General features: G+C 65.5%; 17 protein-coding genes. 2 read left to right on the forward strand and 15 right to left on the reverse strand.

The genetic code is table 11. The features are described from left to right. Nucleotides 1-223: 223 nt before the first annotated feature. Entirely contained in the window at nt 224-1,717 is a 1,494-nt protein-coding gene (locus tag OGV19_RS11460; RefSeq protein ID WP_264313465.1) for an aldehyde dehydrogenase family protein, read from the forward strand. Nucleotides 1,718-1,870: 153 nt separating this feature from the next. Further along, on the forward strand, nt 1,871-3,184 hold the full coding sequence (locus OGV19_RS11465) for an alginate export family protein (RefSeq protein ID WP_264313466.1): 1,314 nt from the start codon (nt 1,871-1,873) through the stop codon (nt 3,182-3,184). A gap of 36 nt (nt 3,185-3,220) precedes the next feature. On the opposite strand, the gene OGV19_RS11470 is transcribed toward OGV19_RS11465, so the two are convergent. The 15 genes from OGV19_RS11470 to OGV19_RS11540 form a co-directional block, all read right to left on the reverse strand. Then, a complete protein-coding gene (locus tag OGV19_RS11470) occupies nt 3,221-4,513 on the reverse strand; it encodes a flavin-dependent monooxygenase QhpG (RefSeq protein WP_264313467.1) in 1,293 nt (430 codons plus the stop codon). After that, entirely contained in the window at nt 4,506-5,183 is a 678-nt protein-coding gene (locus tag OGV19_RS11475; RefSeq protein WP_264313468.1) for a subtilisin-like serine protease QhpE, read from the reverse strand. The genes OGV19_RS11470 and OGV19_RS11475 overlap by 8 nt, the downstream gene beginning before the upstream one ends. Further along, nucleotides 5,173-6,906: an ABC transporter ATP-binding protein gene (locus tag OGV19_RS11480; protein ID WP_264313469.1), complete on the reverse strand. Its 1,734-nt coding sequence runs from the start codon at nt 6,904-6,906 to the stop codon at nt 5,173-5,175. Before OGV19_RS11480 ends, OGV19_RS11475 begins: the two co-directional genes overlap by 11 nt. Nucleotide 6,907: 1 nt before the next feature. Then, nucleotides 6,908-8,818, reverse strand: a complete 1,911-nt coding sequence (locus tag OGV19_RS11485; RefSeq protein WP_264313470.1) for a sigma-54-dependent Fis family transcriptional regulator — start codon at nt 8,816-8,818, stop codon at nt 6,908-6,910. A 160-nt stretch (nt 8,819-8,978) separates the two neighbouring features. Further along, nucleotides 8,979-9,224 (reverse strand): hypothetical protein, encoded by a 246-nt coding sequence (locus OGV19_RS11490; protein ID WP_319026083.1) that lies wholly within the window; start codon nt 9,222-9,224, stop codon nt 8,979-8,981. Nucleotides 9,225-9,726: 502 nt separating this feature from the next. Continuing rightward, nucleotides 9,727-10,578, reverse strand: coding sequence for a CsgG/HfaB family protein (locus tag OGV19_RS11495; protein WP_264313472.1), 852 nt, complete (start codon nt 10,576-10,578; stop codon nt 9,727-9,729). A 34-nt stretch (nt 10,579-10,612) separates the two neighbouring features. Next, a complete protein-coding gene (locus OGV19_RS11500; RefSeq protein WP_264313473.1) occupies nt 10,613-11,026 on the reverse strand; it encodes a curli assembly protein CsgF in 414 nt (137 codons plus the stop codon). Next, nucleotides 11,023-11,424 carry a curli production assembly/transport protein CsgE gene (gene csgE / locus OGV19_RS11505; RefSeq protein WP_264313474.1) on the reverse strand — a complete coding sequence of 134 codons (402 nt, stop codon included), beginning with the start codon at nt 11,422-11,424 and terminating at the stop codon, nt 11,023-11,025. Before csgE ends, OGV19_RS11500 begins: the two co-directional genes overlap by 4 nt. Then, nucleotides 11,421-11,948 carry a type II secretion system protein gene (locus tag OGV19_RS11510; RefSeq protein WP_264313475.1) on the reverse strand — a complete coding sequence of 176 codons (528 nt, stop codon included), beginning with the start codon at nt 11,946-11,948 and terminating at the stop codon, nt 11,421-11,423. The genes csgE and OGV19_RS11510 overlap by 4 nt, the downstream gene beginning before the upstream one ends. Next, complete coding sequence (locus tag OGV19_RS11515; protein WP_264313476.1) at nt 11,923-12,297, reverse strand: type II secretion system protein; 375 nt, start codon at nt 12,295-12,297, stop codon at nt 11,923-11,925. The genes OGV19_RS11510 and OGV19_RS11515 overlap by 26 nt, the downstream gene beginning before the upstream one ends. Before the next feature lie 5 nt (nt 12,298-12,302). Continuing rightward, a complete protein-coding gene (locus OGV19_RS11520; RefSeq protein ID WP_047583339.1) occupies nt 12,303-12,776 on the reverse strand; it encodes a type II secretion system protein in 474 nt (157 codons plus the stop codon). Next, on the reverse strand, nt 12,773-14,638 hold the full coding sequence (locus OGV19_RS11525) for a secretin GspD/PilQ domain-containing protein (RefSeq protein WP_264313477.1): 1,866 nt from the start codon (nt 14,636-14,638) through the stop codon (nt 12,773-12,775). The genes OGV19_RS11520 and OGV19_RS11525 overlap by 4 nt, the downstream gene beginning before the upstream one ends. Then, entirely contained in the window at nt 14,635-15,144 is a 510-nt protein-coding gene (locus tag OGV19_RS11530; RefSeq protein ID WP_264313478.1) for a hypothetical protein, read from the reverse strand. Before OGV19_RS11530 ends, OGV19_RS11525 begins: the two co-directional genes overlap by 4 nt. Then, the gene (locus tag OGV19_RS11535) at nt 15,144-15,707 is read right to left on the reverse strand and encodes a GspMb/PilO family protein (protein ID WP_264313479.1); all 564 of its coding nucleotides are present in this window, start codon (nt 15,705-15,707) and stop codon (nt 15,144-15,146) included. Before OGV19_RS11535 ends, OGV19_RS11530 begins: the two co-directional genes overlap by 1 nt. Continuing rightward, the gene (locus OGV19_RS11540; protein ID WP_264313480.1) at nt 15,694-16,236 is read right to left on the reverse strand and encodes a PilN family protein; all 543 of its coding nucleotides are present in this window, start codon (nt 16,234-16,236) and stop codon (nt 15,694-15,696) included. The genes OGV19_RS11535 and OGV19_RS11540 overlap by 14 nt, the downstream gene beginning before the upstream one ends.

Consider the following 16,236-nt stretch of genomic DNA (forward strand, 5'->3'; position numbering starts at 1 on the left):
CGGTCAAGTACTGTGGGAGCGGGCTTGCCCCGCGAAGAGGCCGGCGCAGGCACTGTTTCACCACCGTCTCACACCGTCTCAATGTGCAACAGCGCAACCCTGCAATCACACCCTTGCACTGCAGCAAACCCCAGGTACTTCAAGCCCTTGCAGCCAATCGACAACCTTGGCACGGCCATTGCGCCAGTGCCCGTCACATTCCAATGACAAGAGGCACCGTCCCATGCTTTCCGAACTGCCCATCCTGCCCGCCACCCGCGCCTTTCTCGAGCGCAAGCTGAAGATGCGCATTGGCGCCGACTGGCAGGACGCCGCCAGCGGTCGCACCCTGTCGTTCCGCAACCCGGCCACTGGCGAGGTGCTCGGCGAAGTACCCGCCGCCGACGCCGACGATGTCGACCGCGCCGTGCGTGCCGCGCGCCAAGCCTTCGACGATTCGCCCTGGAGCCGCCTGCGCCCGCGTGAGCGCCAGAACATGCTGTGGCGCCTGGCCGACCTGATGGAGCGCGATGCGCAACAGCTGGCCGAGCTTGAGTGCCTGAACAACGGTAAAAGTGCCGCCGTGGCCAAGGTCATGGACGTGCAACTGGCCATCGACTTCCTGCGTTACATGGCAGGCTGGGCCACCAAGATCGAGGGTAGCACCGTCGAAGCCTCGATGCCTTTGATGCCCAACGACCAGTTCCATGGCTTCGTTCGCCGCGAGGCGGTGGGTGTGGTGGGCGCCATCGTCGCCTGGAACTTCCCGCTGTTGCTGGCCTGCTGGAAGCTGGGCCCAGCCCTGGCCACCGGCTGCACGGTAGTGCTCAAGCCAGCCGACGAAACCCCACTGACCGCGCTCAAACTGGCCGAACTGGTAGATGAAGCCGGCTACCCCGCCGGTGTGCTCAACGTGATCACCGGCACCGGCCTGAATGCCGGCGCGGCGCTGAGCCGTCATCCAGGCGTCGACAAGCTGACCTTCACCGGCTCCACCGAGGTCGGCAAGCTGATCGGCAAGGCGGCCATGGACAACATGACCCGCGTCACCCTGGAGCTGGGCGGCAAGTCGCCGACCATCGTCATGCCCGATGCCAACCTGCAGGAAGCCGCTGCCGGCGCCGCCACGGCCATCTTCTTCAACCAGGGCCAGGTGTGCTGCGCAGGCTCCCGGCTGTACGTGCACCGCAAGCACTTCGACAACGTGGTGGCGGACATCGCCGGTATTGCCAACGGCATGAAGCTGGGCAGCGGGCTGGACCCCGCAGTACAGATGGGCCCGTTGATCTCGGCCAAGCAGCAGGACCGGGTCACCGGCTACATCGAGCTCGGCCGCGAGCTGGGCGCGACCATCGCCTGCGGTGGCGAAGGCTTTGGGCCAGGGTACTTCGTCAAGCCGACGGTGATCGTCGATGTCGATCAGCGCCATCGCCTGGTGCAGGAAGAAATCTTCGGGCCGGTGCTGGTGGCGATGCCGTTCGATGACCTTGACGAGGTAATCGGCATGGCCAACGACAACCCTTATGGGCTGGGGGCCAGCATCTGGTCGAACGACCTGGGCGCGGTGCACCGGATGATTCCGCGTATCAAGTCGGGTTCGGTGTGGGTCAACTGCCACAGCGCGCTCGACCCGGCCCTGCCGTTCGGTGGCTACAAGATGTCCGGCGTCGGCCGCGAGATGGGCGCGGCGGCGATCGAGCATTACACCGAGCTCAAGTCGGTGCTGATCAAGCTCTGACGTCTGCCTGTTTCGGCCCTTTCGCGGGGCAAGCACGCTCCCACAGGATCACCACAAGGCTGAAAACGGTGGGGTCCCTGTGGGAGCGGGCTTGCCCCGCGAAGAGGCCAGCACAGGCAATCCAACACCCAAAATAAAAACATGGAGCACACCATGAAGCACACGCTCGCCTGCACGTTGGCCCTGCTGTTCACCGCATCCCTCACCCAAGCCCACGAGCTCTACAACCAAAACGGCACCACCCTCAACGCCGACCTCGAAGCCCTGTTCGGCGTCTTCCACAGCGACGAAAGCTTCAACCAGGCCGGCAACCGCCAGCCCGGCAGCAGTAACTGGCGTGAGGGCTACGTCAAATACGGCCTGAGCGGCAGCCAGGCGCTGGCCGAGCGTGGCGCCCTGTACGGCGCCGTCAACCTGCTCAGCTCGGCCACCTGGGGTGATGGCGACGCCGCTGGCCTGACCCTCGGCGACGAACGCCGCACGGCCATCGAAGACCTGTACCTGGGCTGGCGTTCGGCCAACCTGTTCCCCGCTCTGGGCGAAGATGGCATCGACCTCTCCGGCGGCCGTCAGGTAGTGACCCTGGGCGATGGCTTCCTGATCCAGGGCGACCCGGTCAACCTGGGCAAGGTCGACCTAGGCGCCAACTTCGACCGCGGCGGCGCCTATTACCTGGCCGCGCGCAAGGCGTTTGACCGCACCGCCGTGCTGCGCCTGGGCGGCAAGCAAGGCTGGCGCGGCGACCTGATGTGGCTCAAGTCCGACAACCATTACCAGGCCGACACGTCGATGGCGGTGACCAACATCGAGCATGTCGCTGACGCTGGCACGCTCGGGCTCAGCTGGATCCGTGGCCTGGACGTGGATCAGCGTTATGCACAGATCATGGGTCTGGAACACCGCGACGGCATGGACACGGTCAGCGTGCGCGGGCGTGGCAACCTGGGCGTCAAAGACCTGGAACTGGCCGGCGAATACGTCAGCCAGGACCGCACGGGCGGGCGCGAGAACGCCTGGTACCTGGAAGGCAACTGGACCTTTTCCGAACTGCCCTGGACGCCCACCGCCACCTACCGCTACAGCCGCTTCTCGAAAGACTTCGACCCCTTGTTCTATGGCCTGAGCCGTGGCTACGGCACCTGGTTCCAAGGCGAGGTGGCAGCCAACTATGCCGGCCCGTTCAACAGCAACAGCCAAGTGCACCACGTGGCGCTCAAGGGCAAGCCGCGCGACAACCTGACCGTCGGGGCGCTGTATTTCGACTTCGACACGCTCGACACCGACCAGGGCAACCTGGGTGGGCGGGAGCTGGACCTGTATGTGGAATGGATGGTCAATGACCACCTGTTGATCAGCCCGCTGGTAGGGTTCTACACGCCTGAACGCAGTGCGGCCAATGGCGGCACGCAGATGGGCAGCCGCGATACCGGCACCTATATGCAGTTGGTAGTCGGGACGTTTTTCTGATTTGACATTTCTGGGGGTGCTTTGCGCCCCTGGTTCTCAGGCGTAGCCCTGCTCTGTAAGCCAACGCCGCACCCTCATCTGCTGCTCCACGGGCTGATGTGCAATCAGAACACTTAACGCCTGGCCAACCTGCAGCCCGCGTACTATCGGCGCCAGTTCCACCCCCTGCACATGCCAGACCCCCAGCGGCTGGTCCGCCGTCACCACGACCTCGGTTTCATCCACCAGCCCGTCACGCAACACCGGCTGGCGCGCCACCCGTACCGCCTGCCAGTCCGCCGCCAGGTGCAGCGGCTGCGCATCTGGCCAGCCCTGGCGCCGGGCCCAGAACGGTTGCCCCACCCGGGTTTGCTCCTGGGCATAAAAGTCCCGGCCAATACGGGCAAAGCGCAGGAACAACTGCTCGATGCGCTGCTGATGGAATTGGCGCGCCAACCCTGCCCGCTCGGGCCTGCGCAGCAGTGTGTTGATGACCACGGGCGCCTGCAGCGCCGAAGACAGTGACTGGAAAATGCCGTTGCCCGACAAGGGGTCAACCGCCATGGCGGCATCCCCTACCCTTAGCCAGTCCTCCCCAACGCAGTCGCCCGCAAGGATTGCCGTGCTGCTGCGGGCATGGACCTGCGCCGGCTCCAGGGCCTGGCTATCGAACAGCTCGGCCACCAGCGCGCTTTGCCGCCGACGGTTGGCGCAATACTCGGCCAGAGCGGCCTTGCCCGGCAGCCCTTCGGCGTCCAGGGTGACCTGCCAGTAACAGCGGCCATCTTCAAGACGAGCCATCCATGCCCAGCCATCCTCCAGGCTCTCCACCGCCGATGCCGGTGTGCCTGGGCGAGCTTGCCAGGTGTTGAGCAGGCTGACCGTCTCTGGCCCGCGCAGGCGGTCGGCTGCCAGCGGTGCCTGGCGGCCGCGGGCTTCGACCAGGAACTGCGCCGCCAGTACCTGGCCATCCTCCAGGCGCACACGGTGCCCATCGGCTTGCGACACCTCGCGTACCCGGCCTTCGATCACCGTCACGCCAGCACGTGAAAGGTCGTCACGCAGCGCCCGGTCAAAGCGTTGTCGGTCGAGCAGAAACTCCTGGTTCAGGTGCAGGTGCTGGCCGTTCCAGCGCACCTGCCGGGTCGCGGGCATCGCTGCCAGCCCCAGTGCGCCGCCAAGGCCCGCGTGGCGCAAGCCTTCCAGCACCCGCTGCGAAACGCCTTCAACGGCGGCAAAGCGGCGCCATTCGGACACCACCGTGACGGGGTAGCCCAGGCGTCGCAAACCGATGGCCGTGGCCGCCCCCGCAGGGCCCGCGCCAAGCACCACGATGTGCGGTTCAGACACCTTCGCCACCTCGCCGCTCAGGGCCATTGAACGCCGCATGGGTGCGCAACCAGTCGAACACCTGCTGCCGGCCCATGCCGGGCCGCTCGCGCAGCAACGCTGCCACCCGCCCGCTCAAGGCGGCGCAGCCCAGGCTTGCGCCGGCCAGGCCACCTGCGCCCACATGGCCACCGAAGTCCGCCTGAGGGCTGCCGAGCCACGACCACTGCCCGGGGGCACAACGGGCATCACCCGTCATGCGAATCACCCCCGGATAGCTGGCTGGATACACCGCCCCCCCCTGCGCCGGGCTGGATGCGCACAGCAGCACGCCCGCGGCCTGGGCCTCGGCACAGGCCTGGTGCAGCACAGGCCGGTCCTGAAGCAGGCCAAGGCTGAGGTTGATCAGCGTCGCACCCTCTTCCACCAGCCACAACAACGCGGCGGCCACCTGCAACGCGCTGGTGCTCGCCTGCGCGCTGAACACCTGGGCCAACAGCAGTGGCACGGCGCCCGACTCACGCAGCAAGCCCGCGATAACCGCACTGCCATGCCCCAACTGGTCAGGCAGCGCTTCGCCTTCGCGCAGCAGGCCTTGCTCAAGCCAGAACCGGCGCGCCCCCAGCAGCTGCGCTACCTGGGCCGACGAACAGCCACTGTCGATAACCCCAACGCGCAACTCAGTGCCCATGCTTGACGGCCTCCTGGGGCAAGACCTGCAACTGCCTATCGCGCAGCTGCAAGTGCAAATCGGCATCGGCCAGGGTCGAGGCGCGGTGGCTGATGAGGATGCGCGTGCGCCCGGCGAACAACTGGTCGATAGCCGCGATCACCTCCCGCTCGGTCGCTTCGTCCACCGCCGAGGTGGCCTCGTCCAGCACCAGTATCGCGGGGGCCTGCAACACGGCGCGGGCAATGGCGATGCGTTGTTTCTGCCCGCCAGACAACTGCTGGCCGCGTTCACCCAGCATGCCGTCAAGGCCCAGCGGCAAGCTTTCGACCAGGCTGTCCAGCCGCGCCAACTGCACCACTCGCTCAAGCTCCGCACGGCTGGCCTCCGGCACCCCGTAGGCGAGGTTCTGCGCCAGGGTGCCACGAAACAGCACGATGTCCTGGCTGACCACGGCGATGCGCCGACGCAGTGCGGCCAAATCCAGCTCGCGCAGGTCGGTACCGTCCAGCAGAATGCGCCCGGCGTCAGGGTCGTAGAACCGTTGCAGCAAATCGATCAGGGTCGATTTGCCAACCCCGGATGCACCGCTGATGGCGACCTTCAGGCCACCCGGCACGCACACCTCCACGTTGTTCAGTACCGCCCCTTGGCGCCCGTCGTGGGCAAAGTGCAGTGCTTCCAGGCGCAGTTCGCCTGGCCCCTCCGGTATCGGCCGTGGTGTGGCCGCCGGGCGCACGGCCACGGCTTCCTGCTTGAGCTCCATCACCCGCCCCAGGCTCACGGCCATGCGCTGTACCGCCACATACAAGCCCAACAAGCTTTGCACCGGCCCGACCGCCATGCCCATGTAGGTGGAAAATGCGATCAGCGCGCCTAGTTGCCAGGTGCCCTGGATCACCCACCAGCCGCCCACCAGAAAGGCGCAGGCACGGCACCAGGAGGTCAACGTGCCGGGTATCGCCTGGGTAAAGAACTCGGTCACCTGAACCTTGAGCAACTGGCTCATGTAGCCCTGGCCCAACTGGTCGAGGCGCCCGGCTTCCCGCTCCTGCTGGCCGGCCGCCTGGATGAACTTCATGGCGGGCAGCGTCTCGACCAGAAACGACGACACATCCGCCGAACGCTCGCGCAGGCTACGCACCTCGCGCTCGACCTTGCGCCGCATCCAGCGCAGCCATAGCACCTCGATCGGGATCAGCAGCGCCAGTAACAGCGACAACTGCCAGGACAACATGAGCATCAAGGCCACCGCGCCGATCAGCCCGATCACGGCAGACACCGCCGAAAACAGCGAGTCCACGGCAAAGCGTTGGATTTCAGCAACATCGCCGTCCAGCCGCGAGAGAATGTCGCCGATGCGCCGCCGTCCGTAAAAGGTCGGCGATAACTGTTGCAGGTGCCGGTAAAGGTCATCACGCAGGGCAAACAGGATGCGCCCGGACAGCCGCGTGTGCAGGTAGCGGTTGACCCCGGCCAGCACGGTGCCGAGCAGGCCGGCGACGATCATGATCGCTGCCATGTGCCACAGGGTCTGGTAATCCTTGGCGAGCAGGCCTTCGTCGATCAGCGTCTTGACCAGCCAGGGTTGCGCCAGGGCCAGCAGCGAGGCGCCCAGGGACAGGCCCAGCAACACGCCGATGGCGCGCCGGTGGGGGCGGACGAAACCATACAGCCAGGCCAGGGCCTGACGCATGAGCACAGGGTCGCTGGACTCCACCAGCCTTGCGAACAGACTGCCCATGTCAGCTACGCAACTGTTTGAGCTTGCGGTACAGTGTTGCCCGGCTGATACCCAGGGCCTCGGCGGCGGCCGAGACATTGCCCTGGTGGCGGCCAAGGGCGCTGCGAATCAGCTCCAGTTCGTTGTCCTTGAGGCTGCCGGACGGCGTCGTGCCGCTGGCCAGTTCATCGAGCAGGCAATCGGTGAGGTGATCGAGGGTCAGCACCTGCTCACCGTCCTCGCGCATGGCCAGCGCGGTGCGCACGACCATCTCCAGCTGGCGGATGTTGCCCGGCCAGTCAAAGCCATCGAGCAAGGCGCTGAGCGCCGGGTCCAGGGTCACCCCCTTGGCGCCGGACTTGTCCAGCAGGCCCTGGATGATCCCGGCCAAGTCCTCTCGCTCGCGCAGGGCCGGCAGGCGCAGCGATACGCCATTGACGCGGTAGTAGAGGTCTTCGCGAAAATGCTGTTCGAGCACCAGGCGCTTGAGGTCGCGGTGGGTGGCGCAGATCAGCGCCACGTCGATGTCCTGCTCGTCGCCCGCGCCCAGCGGCGCCACCCGGCGCTCCTGCAATACCCGCAACAGCCTGGCCTGCAGGGCCAGCGGCATGTCACCAATCTCGTCGAGGAACAGCGTGCCGCCATGGGCCTGCATCAGCCGCCCGACCATGCCGCCACGGCGCGAGCCGGTGAACGCACCCTCGCGGTAGCCGAACAGTTCGGACTCGATCAGCCCTTCGGGAATGGCCGCGCAGTTGACCGCAACGAACGGCTTGTCGGCCCGCGGGCTGGCCTGGTGCAGGGCCCGGGCGACGACCTCCTTGCCGGTGCCGGTCTCACCCAGTAGCAGTACCGGCAGGCCGTTGCCCAGGCCCTGCCGGGCCATGCGCAGGTTGCGCGCCAGGCGTGGGTCGCCGCCGGCCAGTGCATCGAGCGCAGGTGACTTGTTGGCCTGCGCCGGTTTGCTTACCGCCACGCTGCCATTCAATTGGCCATGGCGTGGCAGTTGCAACGCACGGAAAAAGAATTCGCCCTTGGCGGTCTGCACACTGCTGACACCGCCCTGCCACAGCCTGGCAATGAAGGCAGGCGAACGCTCGCCGAGCAGGTCGCTGCTGCGGCGGCCGATCAGCTCCTGGCGCGGCACCTGCAACAATTGGCAGGCACTGTCGTTGGCTGCCAGCACTTCGCCGTCCATGCTCAACGCCAACAGGCCGTGCCAGGCACTGTTGAGGTACTGCGGGCGGCTGTGGAAGGCCAGCACCAGCTGCTCCGGGTGGCACAGGCCGAACAGCCGGCCTTCGATGTTGCCTGCTGCCAGCATCAGCGTCGACAGGCTGTCCTGCGGCTGGGCCATCACGCCTTCGCGGGTGATGTCGAGCACGCCGATCACCTCGCCGCGCGGGTCACGCAGCGGCACCGAGGTGCAGGAGAATGGGCTGAGGCGGTCGAGGTAGTGTTCGCCACAGTTGATCAGGGTCGGTCGCCCTTCCACCACGGCCGTGCCGATGGCATTGGTGCCGCGCAAGGATTCGCTCCAGCAACTGCCGGGGTGCAGGTCACGCAGGCCTTCGCGGCTGAGCACGTGGGTCTGGCCTTCGATAGCCAGCACGTTGGCCTGAGCATCGCCAAGGATGATGATGCCCGCCTTGCCCTGGCGCGAGACCAGGTAGTCCAGCTCGGGGGTGACGGCGTCGACCAGCAGGCGGTTGCGCTCCAGCAGCATGCGCAGGTCGTTACCCTGCCCCAGGCCCAGGCCAACCTGCTCGCCTTGCAGGCAGTCCAGGCCATGGCCCAGGCTGCGGCGCCAGGACGCGTCGATTTCGTCGCGCAGCATGCCCAGTGGCAGCTCGCCTTCGCTGGCCAGCTTGAGCCGGGCTTGGCGGGATTCGTGAAGCGGGTCTTGGGCGTTTGTTATTAATTGTCGCGCCATTTTCTACTCCGGCTGCGCCCCGCAAGGTGGCGGGGTACGGGCTTGGGAATTTTGCGCAGTGTGCGGGAGAAAAGGCTGGGCGTCATCTGGTTGATGGGTTGGGATATGGCTGGGCGTGCATGGCTTGGGTTTTGAGTGCGCGCAGAAATCGAGCCAGCCCTCAAACACCCTGGATCTGCGCCGCCTTCCCCCGTTCGGCCAACTGTTGCCCCTCCACCCCATCCAACAGCGCCTCCACCACCGCCTTGGCCGAATCTAGCCCATGGTCATTGCTCAGCAGCAGATCGCGACAAGTCCCTTTGGCCAGCTCCAACGCCTTGAGGTTGGTCGCAAACGCCCCTTTGAGCAGCGTAGACAGATGCACCAGCGCATCTTCGTAGTCCACCCCCGAACGCACGGCAAACAGCGGCGGGTGGCTGCATTCACACGTAGAAAAACTGGAAGATGCCGTGGTGGCGCGTACGGGAGGATCAGGTAAGCCTTTTGTCATCGTGTCGCTCCTTGATTCAATGGAGCCGCCACACAACGTGACCAAACGAATGGGTGGCGACTGTACGCGGGTTGGTCAACCGGGAATCAAGGAAACCGGCGCGCACGGAGGCGCCCCACGCACAGCCGCCATAAAACGAAACAGCCGAGCACAAAAAAGCGCCAACTGTATCGCAGAGCGGGCGCTTGTGCGCCTTGATGATTGCGGGTGACCAAACCCGACTGCTGGATTGACAGCAGCGGGCAAAGACTACCGGGGTCAGGGAAGGGTTTCAAGCCGAGGGCATTTGCCGTAACACTTTGATTGGATGCACCGGCCCCTTCGCGGGCAAGCCCGCTCCCACAGGGATTGCGTGATATCAAAGACTACGCAGTACCCGTGGGAGCGGGCTTGCCCGCGAATAGGCCCTAAACGCCAATCACGGCTGCTGATTCTGGCTCAGGTACTTGTCCACCGTCGCCTTGCCATCCCCCGCATCCCCCTGCACCTGCCACAACCGCCGCTCAATCCCCTGCGCCAGCAAGTGCCCCACCGCCGCCTCGATCGCCGACAGCACGCACAGCTGCGCCGGTTCATTGGTGGTGTACCCCACCTCGGCCTCCAGCAACTTCTTGAATTCGATGAACTTGAACACCCCGGCACTGCGCCCGACCGAATAGATGGTCTTGCTGGTCATCACGTTGGCCAGCACCTGCCCGGTGCGCACATCCACCGCGCGCAGGTTCACGGTCACCTGGTCCACCCGGTACTCGCGGGAGATATCGATACCCAGGTAGCGGGCGCCCTCGCCGCCACTGCGCACGTTGGTGTCGTAGGCGATGATGCCGCCTTCGAGCATCAGGTTTGCGGCCTGCAGCGGCGGCAGCTCGCCCATGATGTTCTCGGCCACGTCCGGCTTTTTCTGCGAGGCGCGGATGATCTTGCGTTCGGTCAGCAGGTTCTGCAGGCCTTCACGCTCCAGCACCACGAACCAGCCACTGGCGCTCAACGCATCCATCAGCATGCTTGCCGCGCCCTGGGTGACGCTGGTCGAGAACGAACTGGCCGGGGTCGGCTTGTACTGCCCGGTCTGGTCGCGGAAGCCGTACACCACCGCCATCAGCCGGCCCTTGGGGCGTGGCATGTTGATCAGGTCGTAGTAGGTCGAGGCGCGCGGGGTCAGGGTCGGGGTTTCCGAGTCCTGTTCGGCCGACATGGGTTCGCGCAGGCTGCAACCACTTTGCAGGCCCAGGGCGGTGAGAATCAGCAGCGTGCTCAGCAGACGTTTCATGGTGTTCTCTCCCCAACATAAAAGCCCTTCCCTCTCAGGGGTTCAGGCCGCTGACCTCAATGATCGAAATTTCTCCAGTGACGCGGTCGGTGACCTTGATGCTCAACGCCCCTGAATCGTCGATGACGTCGATCAGGAAGGCATCGGTGGCCATGCTTCCGGTGCTGCCATTGCTGATGTTGTCCAACAGCTGCGACAACATCCGCGACTCCAGTTGGTTGCTGAAGCGCTCCAGGGCCGTGGTGCCGGAGAAGGCTGAAGCGCGGTCCTTGAGGTCGGGGTCGTCGTAGTCGTTCTGCGCCTGGGCGTTGTTGAGCAGCCAGGTGCCATTGAGCGGGTTGCCACCGAAGGCCGGGTTGACCGGGGTGTACACCAGCTCGGTGGCCTGGGCAGCACAGGCGCTGGCCAACAGGCAGGCGGCGATGCAACGGGGAATGCGGGTGTTCATAGCTCGTCCCTCTCCAGATCGGTGGTGTCCTGCAGCAAGCGTTGCAGCTTGCGTTGAATGATCTGCTGCTTGACCAGGTCGGCGGCCGCGATGGCCTCGTCTTTGAGTTCCGTGGTGTTGGGTGGCAGAAAACGGCGGTACATCACTTCGCGTTCGAACTCCACGGTAACCAGGCTGCCCCAGCGGGCATCCGGGCGTTCGCGCACCACCAGGTTGAAATCCAGGCGGCTGGTGGCGCGCAGGCGGTCGGCGAAGTAGTAGTAGAAGTCGTGGCCGATGTGCGAGATGGTGTTGTCGACGATAAACCCCATCATCTCGTCCTCTTCAGCCGCCTTCAGCAGGCTGCTCGACGACGCCGCCAGCAGCAGGCTCAGGCACAGTGCAGCCAGGCGCTTCATGGTGTGTCTCCCGCGCCAGCCTGGGGCTGGAGGCCATTGGGGCTGTCGGCGAACGCCTGCTCGGCGACGAACTGCCAGTCGCTGTAGTGCTCCAACCCTTCAAAACCCGACCACTCGGCGGCAAAGCCACTGTGTTTGAACGGCGTGGCATCCGAGCGGCTATGCACGCCGGTGATGCGGCCGTCGATCGAGCGCAGCAGGCCCCAGTCGTCGCTGTTGGTGATCGGGTCCGGGTAGAGCCTGCGGATGTGCCGTTTGGCCTCGGGGAAACGGTTGTCCTGCAACAGGTCGGCCAGCTCCTGTGGGTACTGGGCCAGCCCCGGCGACGCTCGGTAATAGCTGCGCAGCGCCTGGGCGTACTGGCTGCCGACCCACAGCAACTGGCGCTCGTGATCGCGCTGAGCGGCGCTCGACCAGATCGTCCCGGTGGCGGCCAGGGCCACGCTGCTGACTGCAATCAGCAGCAACACGCCCAGGTAGGTGAAGCCGGCACAGGCCTTACCACTCGGCATAGAGGCTGCCATCACGCGCCCTCCCTGTTGCACCGCTCTTGATGTCGGCCACACCACCGGCCACGCCTTCTGGCGGCGGCACCAGCTGCCAGGCATCGCTGCGCTCGGTGATGGGGTCGACCGGGGTGTTGCGCAGGTAGCGCAGTTCGACCAATTGCTCCAGCGAATCGGGGTACTTCCCGGTGTCGCCATAGAAGTGGTCCAGCGACTCGCGCAACACCGCCAGGCTCTGGCGCAGGGTGGCCTCGCGGGAGCTCTCCAGGCTGTTGAAGTAGCGCGGCATGGCAATGGTCATCAGCGTGGCGATGATCGCCATCACCACCAGCAGTTCGATCAGGGTGAAGCCTTGGCTGCGTTTCATGGCCGTCACCATTGCCCGTAGGGGATGTTGTTGAGGCCTTTGCCACGGGCCTTGGAGTACACGTCGAAGACGTCTTCGCCTTCACGCGGGCTGTCGGGGCTGCTGTCGTAGGCACGCAGGCCCCAGGCGCCCTCATCGTCATCCTTGGCCGCCAGCAGCGGGTCGTGGGGGATGCGCCGCAGGAAGTAGAACTTGGCCCCTTTGGCACTGCGTACATCGCGCACGCCCTCGACCAGGACCTGCAGGTTGGGTGGGTAGCCGCTGGCATCCAGGCGTTTCTCGATGTACCCGGCGTCGAAGGCGCGCTTGTAGGCATCGATGGCATCGCGGATCTGGTACAGCGCCTCGCGCAGTTGCTGCTCCTTACCGCGACGGACCACGGTTTCGGTCAGCGGCGCGGCCATGCTGGCGAGCAGCCCGAGCAGTGCCAGGGTCAGCACCACCTCGATCAGGCTGAAGCCTTGCATGCGGCGTTTCATGGCTGCGGGCTCCCAGTGGCGGGCACTACGGCCATCTGGCTTTGCACGGTCGGCGTGTCACTGGACGGCGCATTGCCCGGTACATCGGTCGGTGGCAATGGCGCCATCTGGCGCACCTGCAGGCTCGATTCGGTGCCGGTGGCGAACTCCATGTCCGAAGGGCTTTGGTACGGCAGGTTGCGCACGATGCGTGGGGTAATCGCCAGCACCAGTTCCGACTTGCTCATGTCGTCCTTGTTGCTGCCAAACAGCCGGCCCAGGCCGGGAATGTCACCCAGGCCCGGGATTTTGTTGCCGCTGGCGTTGTGGTCGTTACGCACCAGCCCGGCCAGCACCTGCGTTTCGCCGTCGTGCAGGCGCAGGCTGGTCTGGGCGTTGCGGGTATCGACCTGGACCGGGATGGTGCCCTGGCGCGTGGCTTCCAGCGGGGTGGCGTTGCTCACCTCCAGCGCGATCTTGATCGCCACTTCGTTGTTCAGGTGCACGGTGGGCTGCACTTCGAGTTTCAGACCCACATCCAGGTAGGTGACGCTCTCGGTGATCACCGGGCCCTGGGTCGAAGGCACCGAGGTGGCGCTGATGATCGGCACCCGCTGGCCGATGTGGATGCGCGCCTGCTCGCGGTTGCTGACGCGGATCACCGGGCTTGCCAGGGTATTGATGTCCTTGTCCTGGGCGTTGATCTTGGCCTGCGGCGCCGGCGAGATGCCGATGCGGCTGGAGTCGATGCCGCGCAACTGGTCTAGCACGCTGACCGGCTTGCCGTCGGAGGTCAGCACGCCGAAGGTATTGGGCCATTGCAGGCCGAGGTCGAGGATGCGCGAGGTGGCCACTTCCATCACCTCCACTTCCAGCACCACCTCAGGGTTGGACTGGTCCTGGGATTGCAGCAGTTTCTCGGCCATGCGCACCGCATCCGGGCTGTCGCGCATGGTCAAGGTGTTGAGGCGCTCGTCGACGAAAACGTCACGGGTCTTGAGCATGGTCTTGACCATGTTCAGCGCCGTGTTGGCGTCGATGCTGGTCAGGTAGAAGGTGCGCATGACCAGTTCCTGATAGTCCTTGGTCTTCTGCGGCGAGTCGGGGTAGATCATCAGGGTGTTGTCGTTGACGATCTTCTGGCGCAGCTGGTTCTGCTCCAGCAGCAGGGCCACGGCGTCCTCGATGCGCACCTCGCGAACGAAGATGGTGGCCTTCATGTCGGGGCGCAGGTCTTTGTCGAAGATGAAGTTGATACCGGCAACCTGGGACAGCACTTCGAAGATGGTCTTCAGGTTGGCATCGCGAAACTCCAGGGTCACCGGCCGCTCCAGCTTGCTGCGCAGCTGCGGGAATGGCTGTGCGGTGCGCGCCTGGACGTTCTCGATGTCGCTGCGCAGGGTCATGCCCTTCTGGTTCTGCGGGTCCAGGCGCAGCACTTCGCGCATGTAGCGCTCGGCGCCAAACAAGTCACCCTGGCGCAGGGCCGCCTGGCCGAGAGCGACACGTTCGTCAAGGGTGCGGATCAGCTCCAGCTGGCGGTTGCCCTCCTGGGCGCGGCGGTTGTTCGGTTCGATGCTCAGCACCCGCCCATAGCCCATGCGCGCACCGGCAAAGTCGTGACGGATACGGTCGCTGTCGGCCTGGCTCAACAGTGCCTCGACCGCTGCCTGGCGGCCATGGGCCAGGGCGATGTTCAGTTCGGTGTCGCGCGGGTCGTCACGCAGGGCCTCTTCCAGGCGCGCGATCCCGGCTTCGTACTGCCCCTCCTTCATCAGTTCTGCGCTGTCTTCGCGTACCGCACTGGAGCCGCAGCCCGCGATGGCCACGCACAGCGCCAACAGCAGGAACGGAGCAGGCTTGCACAGCTTCGATGACTTCATGGTGCGCTCCCGACAGACAAGGTCTGCGACTGATGCAAAGGCAGGTAGACCAGGCTCAGCTCGTTGGCCGAGACCCGGTCGAGGCGGTAGGTGTCTTCGATGACGTCGCCTTGGCGCACGACGTAGAGCTTTTCGCCACTCTGCAGAAACACCTGCAGGTCATCGCGGTCGCCCAGGCGTCCGACGAACTGGAAGGGCAGCTCCGGGGCGGTGGGTGCGGCGACCACCACGGGTGCGGCGATGACCGGTTGTTCGGTGACGGTGGCCAGGGTTTGAGGTTTGCTCCAGCGCTGGCTCGGGAACAGATCGGTGGAGGCCTGTTCCGGCCTGTTCGCAGGCAAGCCCGCTCCCACAGGTTCCATGGGCACCCCCGATCCTGTGGGAGCGGGCTTGCCCGCGAAGGCGGCAACGCCGTCCTCCTGGCCAAACCAGTGCCCAGGCGCCCACGCCAACACGGCAGAAAGCCCCAAAAACCCAACCCAGATCAGCGCACGTTGAGTATTCATCACGACCTCGACAAGTAGAGGGTCATGCGCAGGCGGGCGTTGAGCTCGCTGTCGCCGATGCGTTTGCGTTGCAGCTCAAGGTCTTCCAGCACCAAGGTTGGCAGCTGGCCAAGCAGCCCCTTGAGGAAGCCGCGAATCTGCGGGTAACTGCCGCGTACCGGCAACACGATCTGGTAGCGCGCCAACTGGGTTTTCGGGTCGATGCCCAAGGCGTATTCGCCGCGTGCCAGGCTGATGTGCTCGGCACTGGCCAGGTGATACAGGCGCTCGATCAGTTCGCTGGCCTGCGGCTGACCGGGCAGTTGCTGACGCAGGGTGTCGAGGGCCTGCTGCTCGGGTTTGACGGCGATTTTCAGCTCGCCGCGCTGCACCCGCCCTACTTGCACACTGGCGTCCGCCTCGCTGGCGCGCAGTTCGCGCACGGTATGCCAGTGCGGCAACACACCGGCCAATGCCACACCGACGGCCAGCAAACCAACGGCGACGGCAGCCAGGCCCACCGGGCCTACGCGGCGCAGGTGCTCCTGAATGATCAGGCTGCTGAGCGGATCAGGGGCGCGCATGGCCGGTCTCCCAGGTAGCGGTAAGGGTGAAGCGCACCGGGTGCTCCGGCTGGCCCATCATCACCTCGTGGTTGAGCAACGAAACATCGCTGAGCTCGGCACTGGCCTCCAGCCGTTGGTGGTACTGCAGCATCGCTTCCAGGTTGCGCGCTTCGGCGGCGATACGGACCTGGCCCTTGCGGGCGTCCGGGGTCAGGCCAAGCAGCGCCACATCGTCCTGCGGCTGCGCTTCGAGCATGGCGAACAGTTGCTGCCAGGGCCGTTGCAGTTGCTGCGAGACACTGCGCATCTGCGCCAGGCGCTCGGCCTGCTCGCGGCTGGCAGCGCTGCTTTGCGGGGCTGCGGTGGCCGGGCGCCGGCCCAGTTGCAGTTCCAGGCTGTGCAGGCGGTCTTCCAGGTCTACCTGCTCGACCTGCAAGCGTTGTTGCAGCAGCACCAGTGCGGCCACCACTGCACAGCCCAGGGCCAGCAGCGACCACGCCAAGGCGCCGTTGCGGCGGGGCTGGAATTCCAGGTCGAGGCGGCGCAT

Source organism: Pseudomonas putida (assembly GCF_025905425.1).
Lineage (GTDB): Bacteria > Pseudomonadota > Gammaproteobacteria > Pseudomonadales > Pseudomonadaceae > Aquipseudomonas > Aquipseudomonas putida_AF.

Excerpts from the sequence above, each read along its gene's own strand:
- OGV19_RS11510 (WP_264313475.1), bottom strand. The coding sequence starts at position 11,948 with ATGGCAGCCTCTATGCCGAGTGGTAAGGCCTGTGCCGGCTTCACCTAC.
- OGV19_RS11485 (WP_264313470.1), bottom strand. The coding sequence starts at position 8,818 with ATGGCGCGACAATTAATAACAAACGCCCAAGACCCGCTTCACGAATCC.
- OGV19_RS11500 (WP_264313473.1), bottom strand. The coding sequence starts at position 11,026 with ATGAACACCCGCATTCCCCGTTGCATCGCCGCCTGCCTGTTGGCCAGC.
- OGV19_RS11460 (WP_264313465.1), top strand. The coding sequence starts at position 224 with ATGCTTTCCGAACTGCCCATCCTGCCCGCCACCCGCGCCTTTCTCGAG.
- OGV19_RS11535 (WP_264313479.1), bottom strand. The coding sequence starts at position 15,707 with ATGCGCGCCCCTGATCCGCTCAGCAGCCTGATCATTCAGGAGCACCTG.
- OGV19_RS11475 (WP_264313468.1), bottom strand. The coding sequence starts at position 5,183 with ATGGGCACTGAGTTGCGCGTTGGGGTTATCGACAGTGGCTGTTCGTCG.
- OGV19_RS11530 (WP_264313478.1), bottom strand. The coding sequence starts at position 15,144 with ATGAATACTCAACGTGCGCTGATCTGGGTTGGGTTTTTGGGGCTTTCT.
- OGV19_RS11465 (WP_264313466.1), top strand. The coding sequence starts at position 1,871 with ATGAAGCACACGCTCGCCTGCACGTTGGCCCTGCTGTTCACCGCATCC.
- csgE (WP_264313474.1), bottom strand. The coding sequence starts at position 11,424 with ATGAAGCGCCTGGCTGCACTGTGCCTGAGCCTGCTGCTGGCGGCGTCG.
- OGV19_RS11480 (WP_264313469.1), bottom strand. The coding sequence starts at position 6,906 with ATGGGCAGTCTGTTCGCAAGGCTGGTGGAGTCCAGCGACCCTGTGCTC.
- OGV19_RS11520 (WP_047583339.1), bottom strand. The coding sequence starts at position 12,776 with ATGAAACGCCGCATGCAAGGCTTCAGCCTGATCGAGGTGGTGCTGACC.
- OGV19_RS11495 (WP_264313472.1), bottom strand. The coding sequence starts at position 10,578 with ATGAAACGTCTGCTGAGCACGCTGCTGATTCTCACCGCCCTGGGCCTG.
- OGV19_RS11515 (WP_264313476.1), bottom strand. The coding sequence starts at position 12,297 with ATGAAACGCAGCCAAGGCTTCACCCTGATCGAACTGCTGGTGGTGATG.
- OGV19_RS11540 (WP_264313480.1), bottom strand. The coding sequence starts at position 16,236 with ATGCGCCGCCTCGACCTGGAATTCCAGCCCCGCCGCAACGGCGCCTTG.
- OGV19_RS11525 (WP_264313477.1), bottom strand. The coding sequence starts at position 14,638 with ATGAAGTCATCGAAGCTGTGCAAGCCTGCTCCGTTCCTGCTGTTGGCG.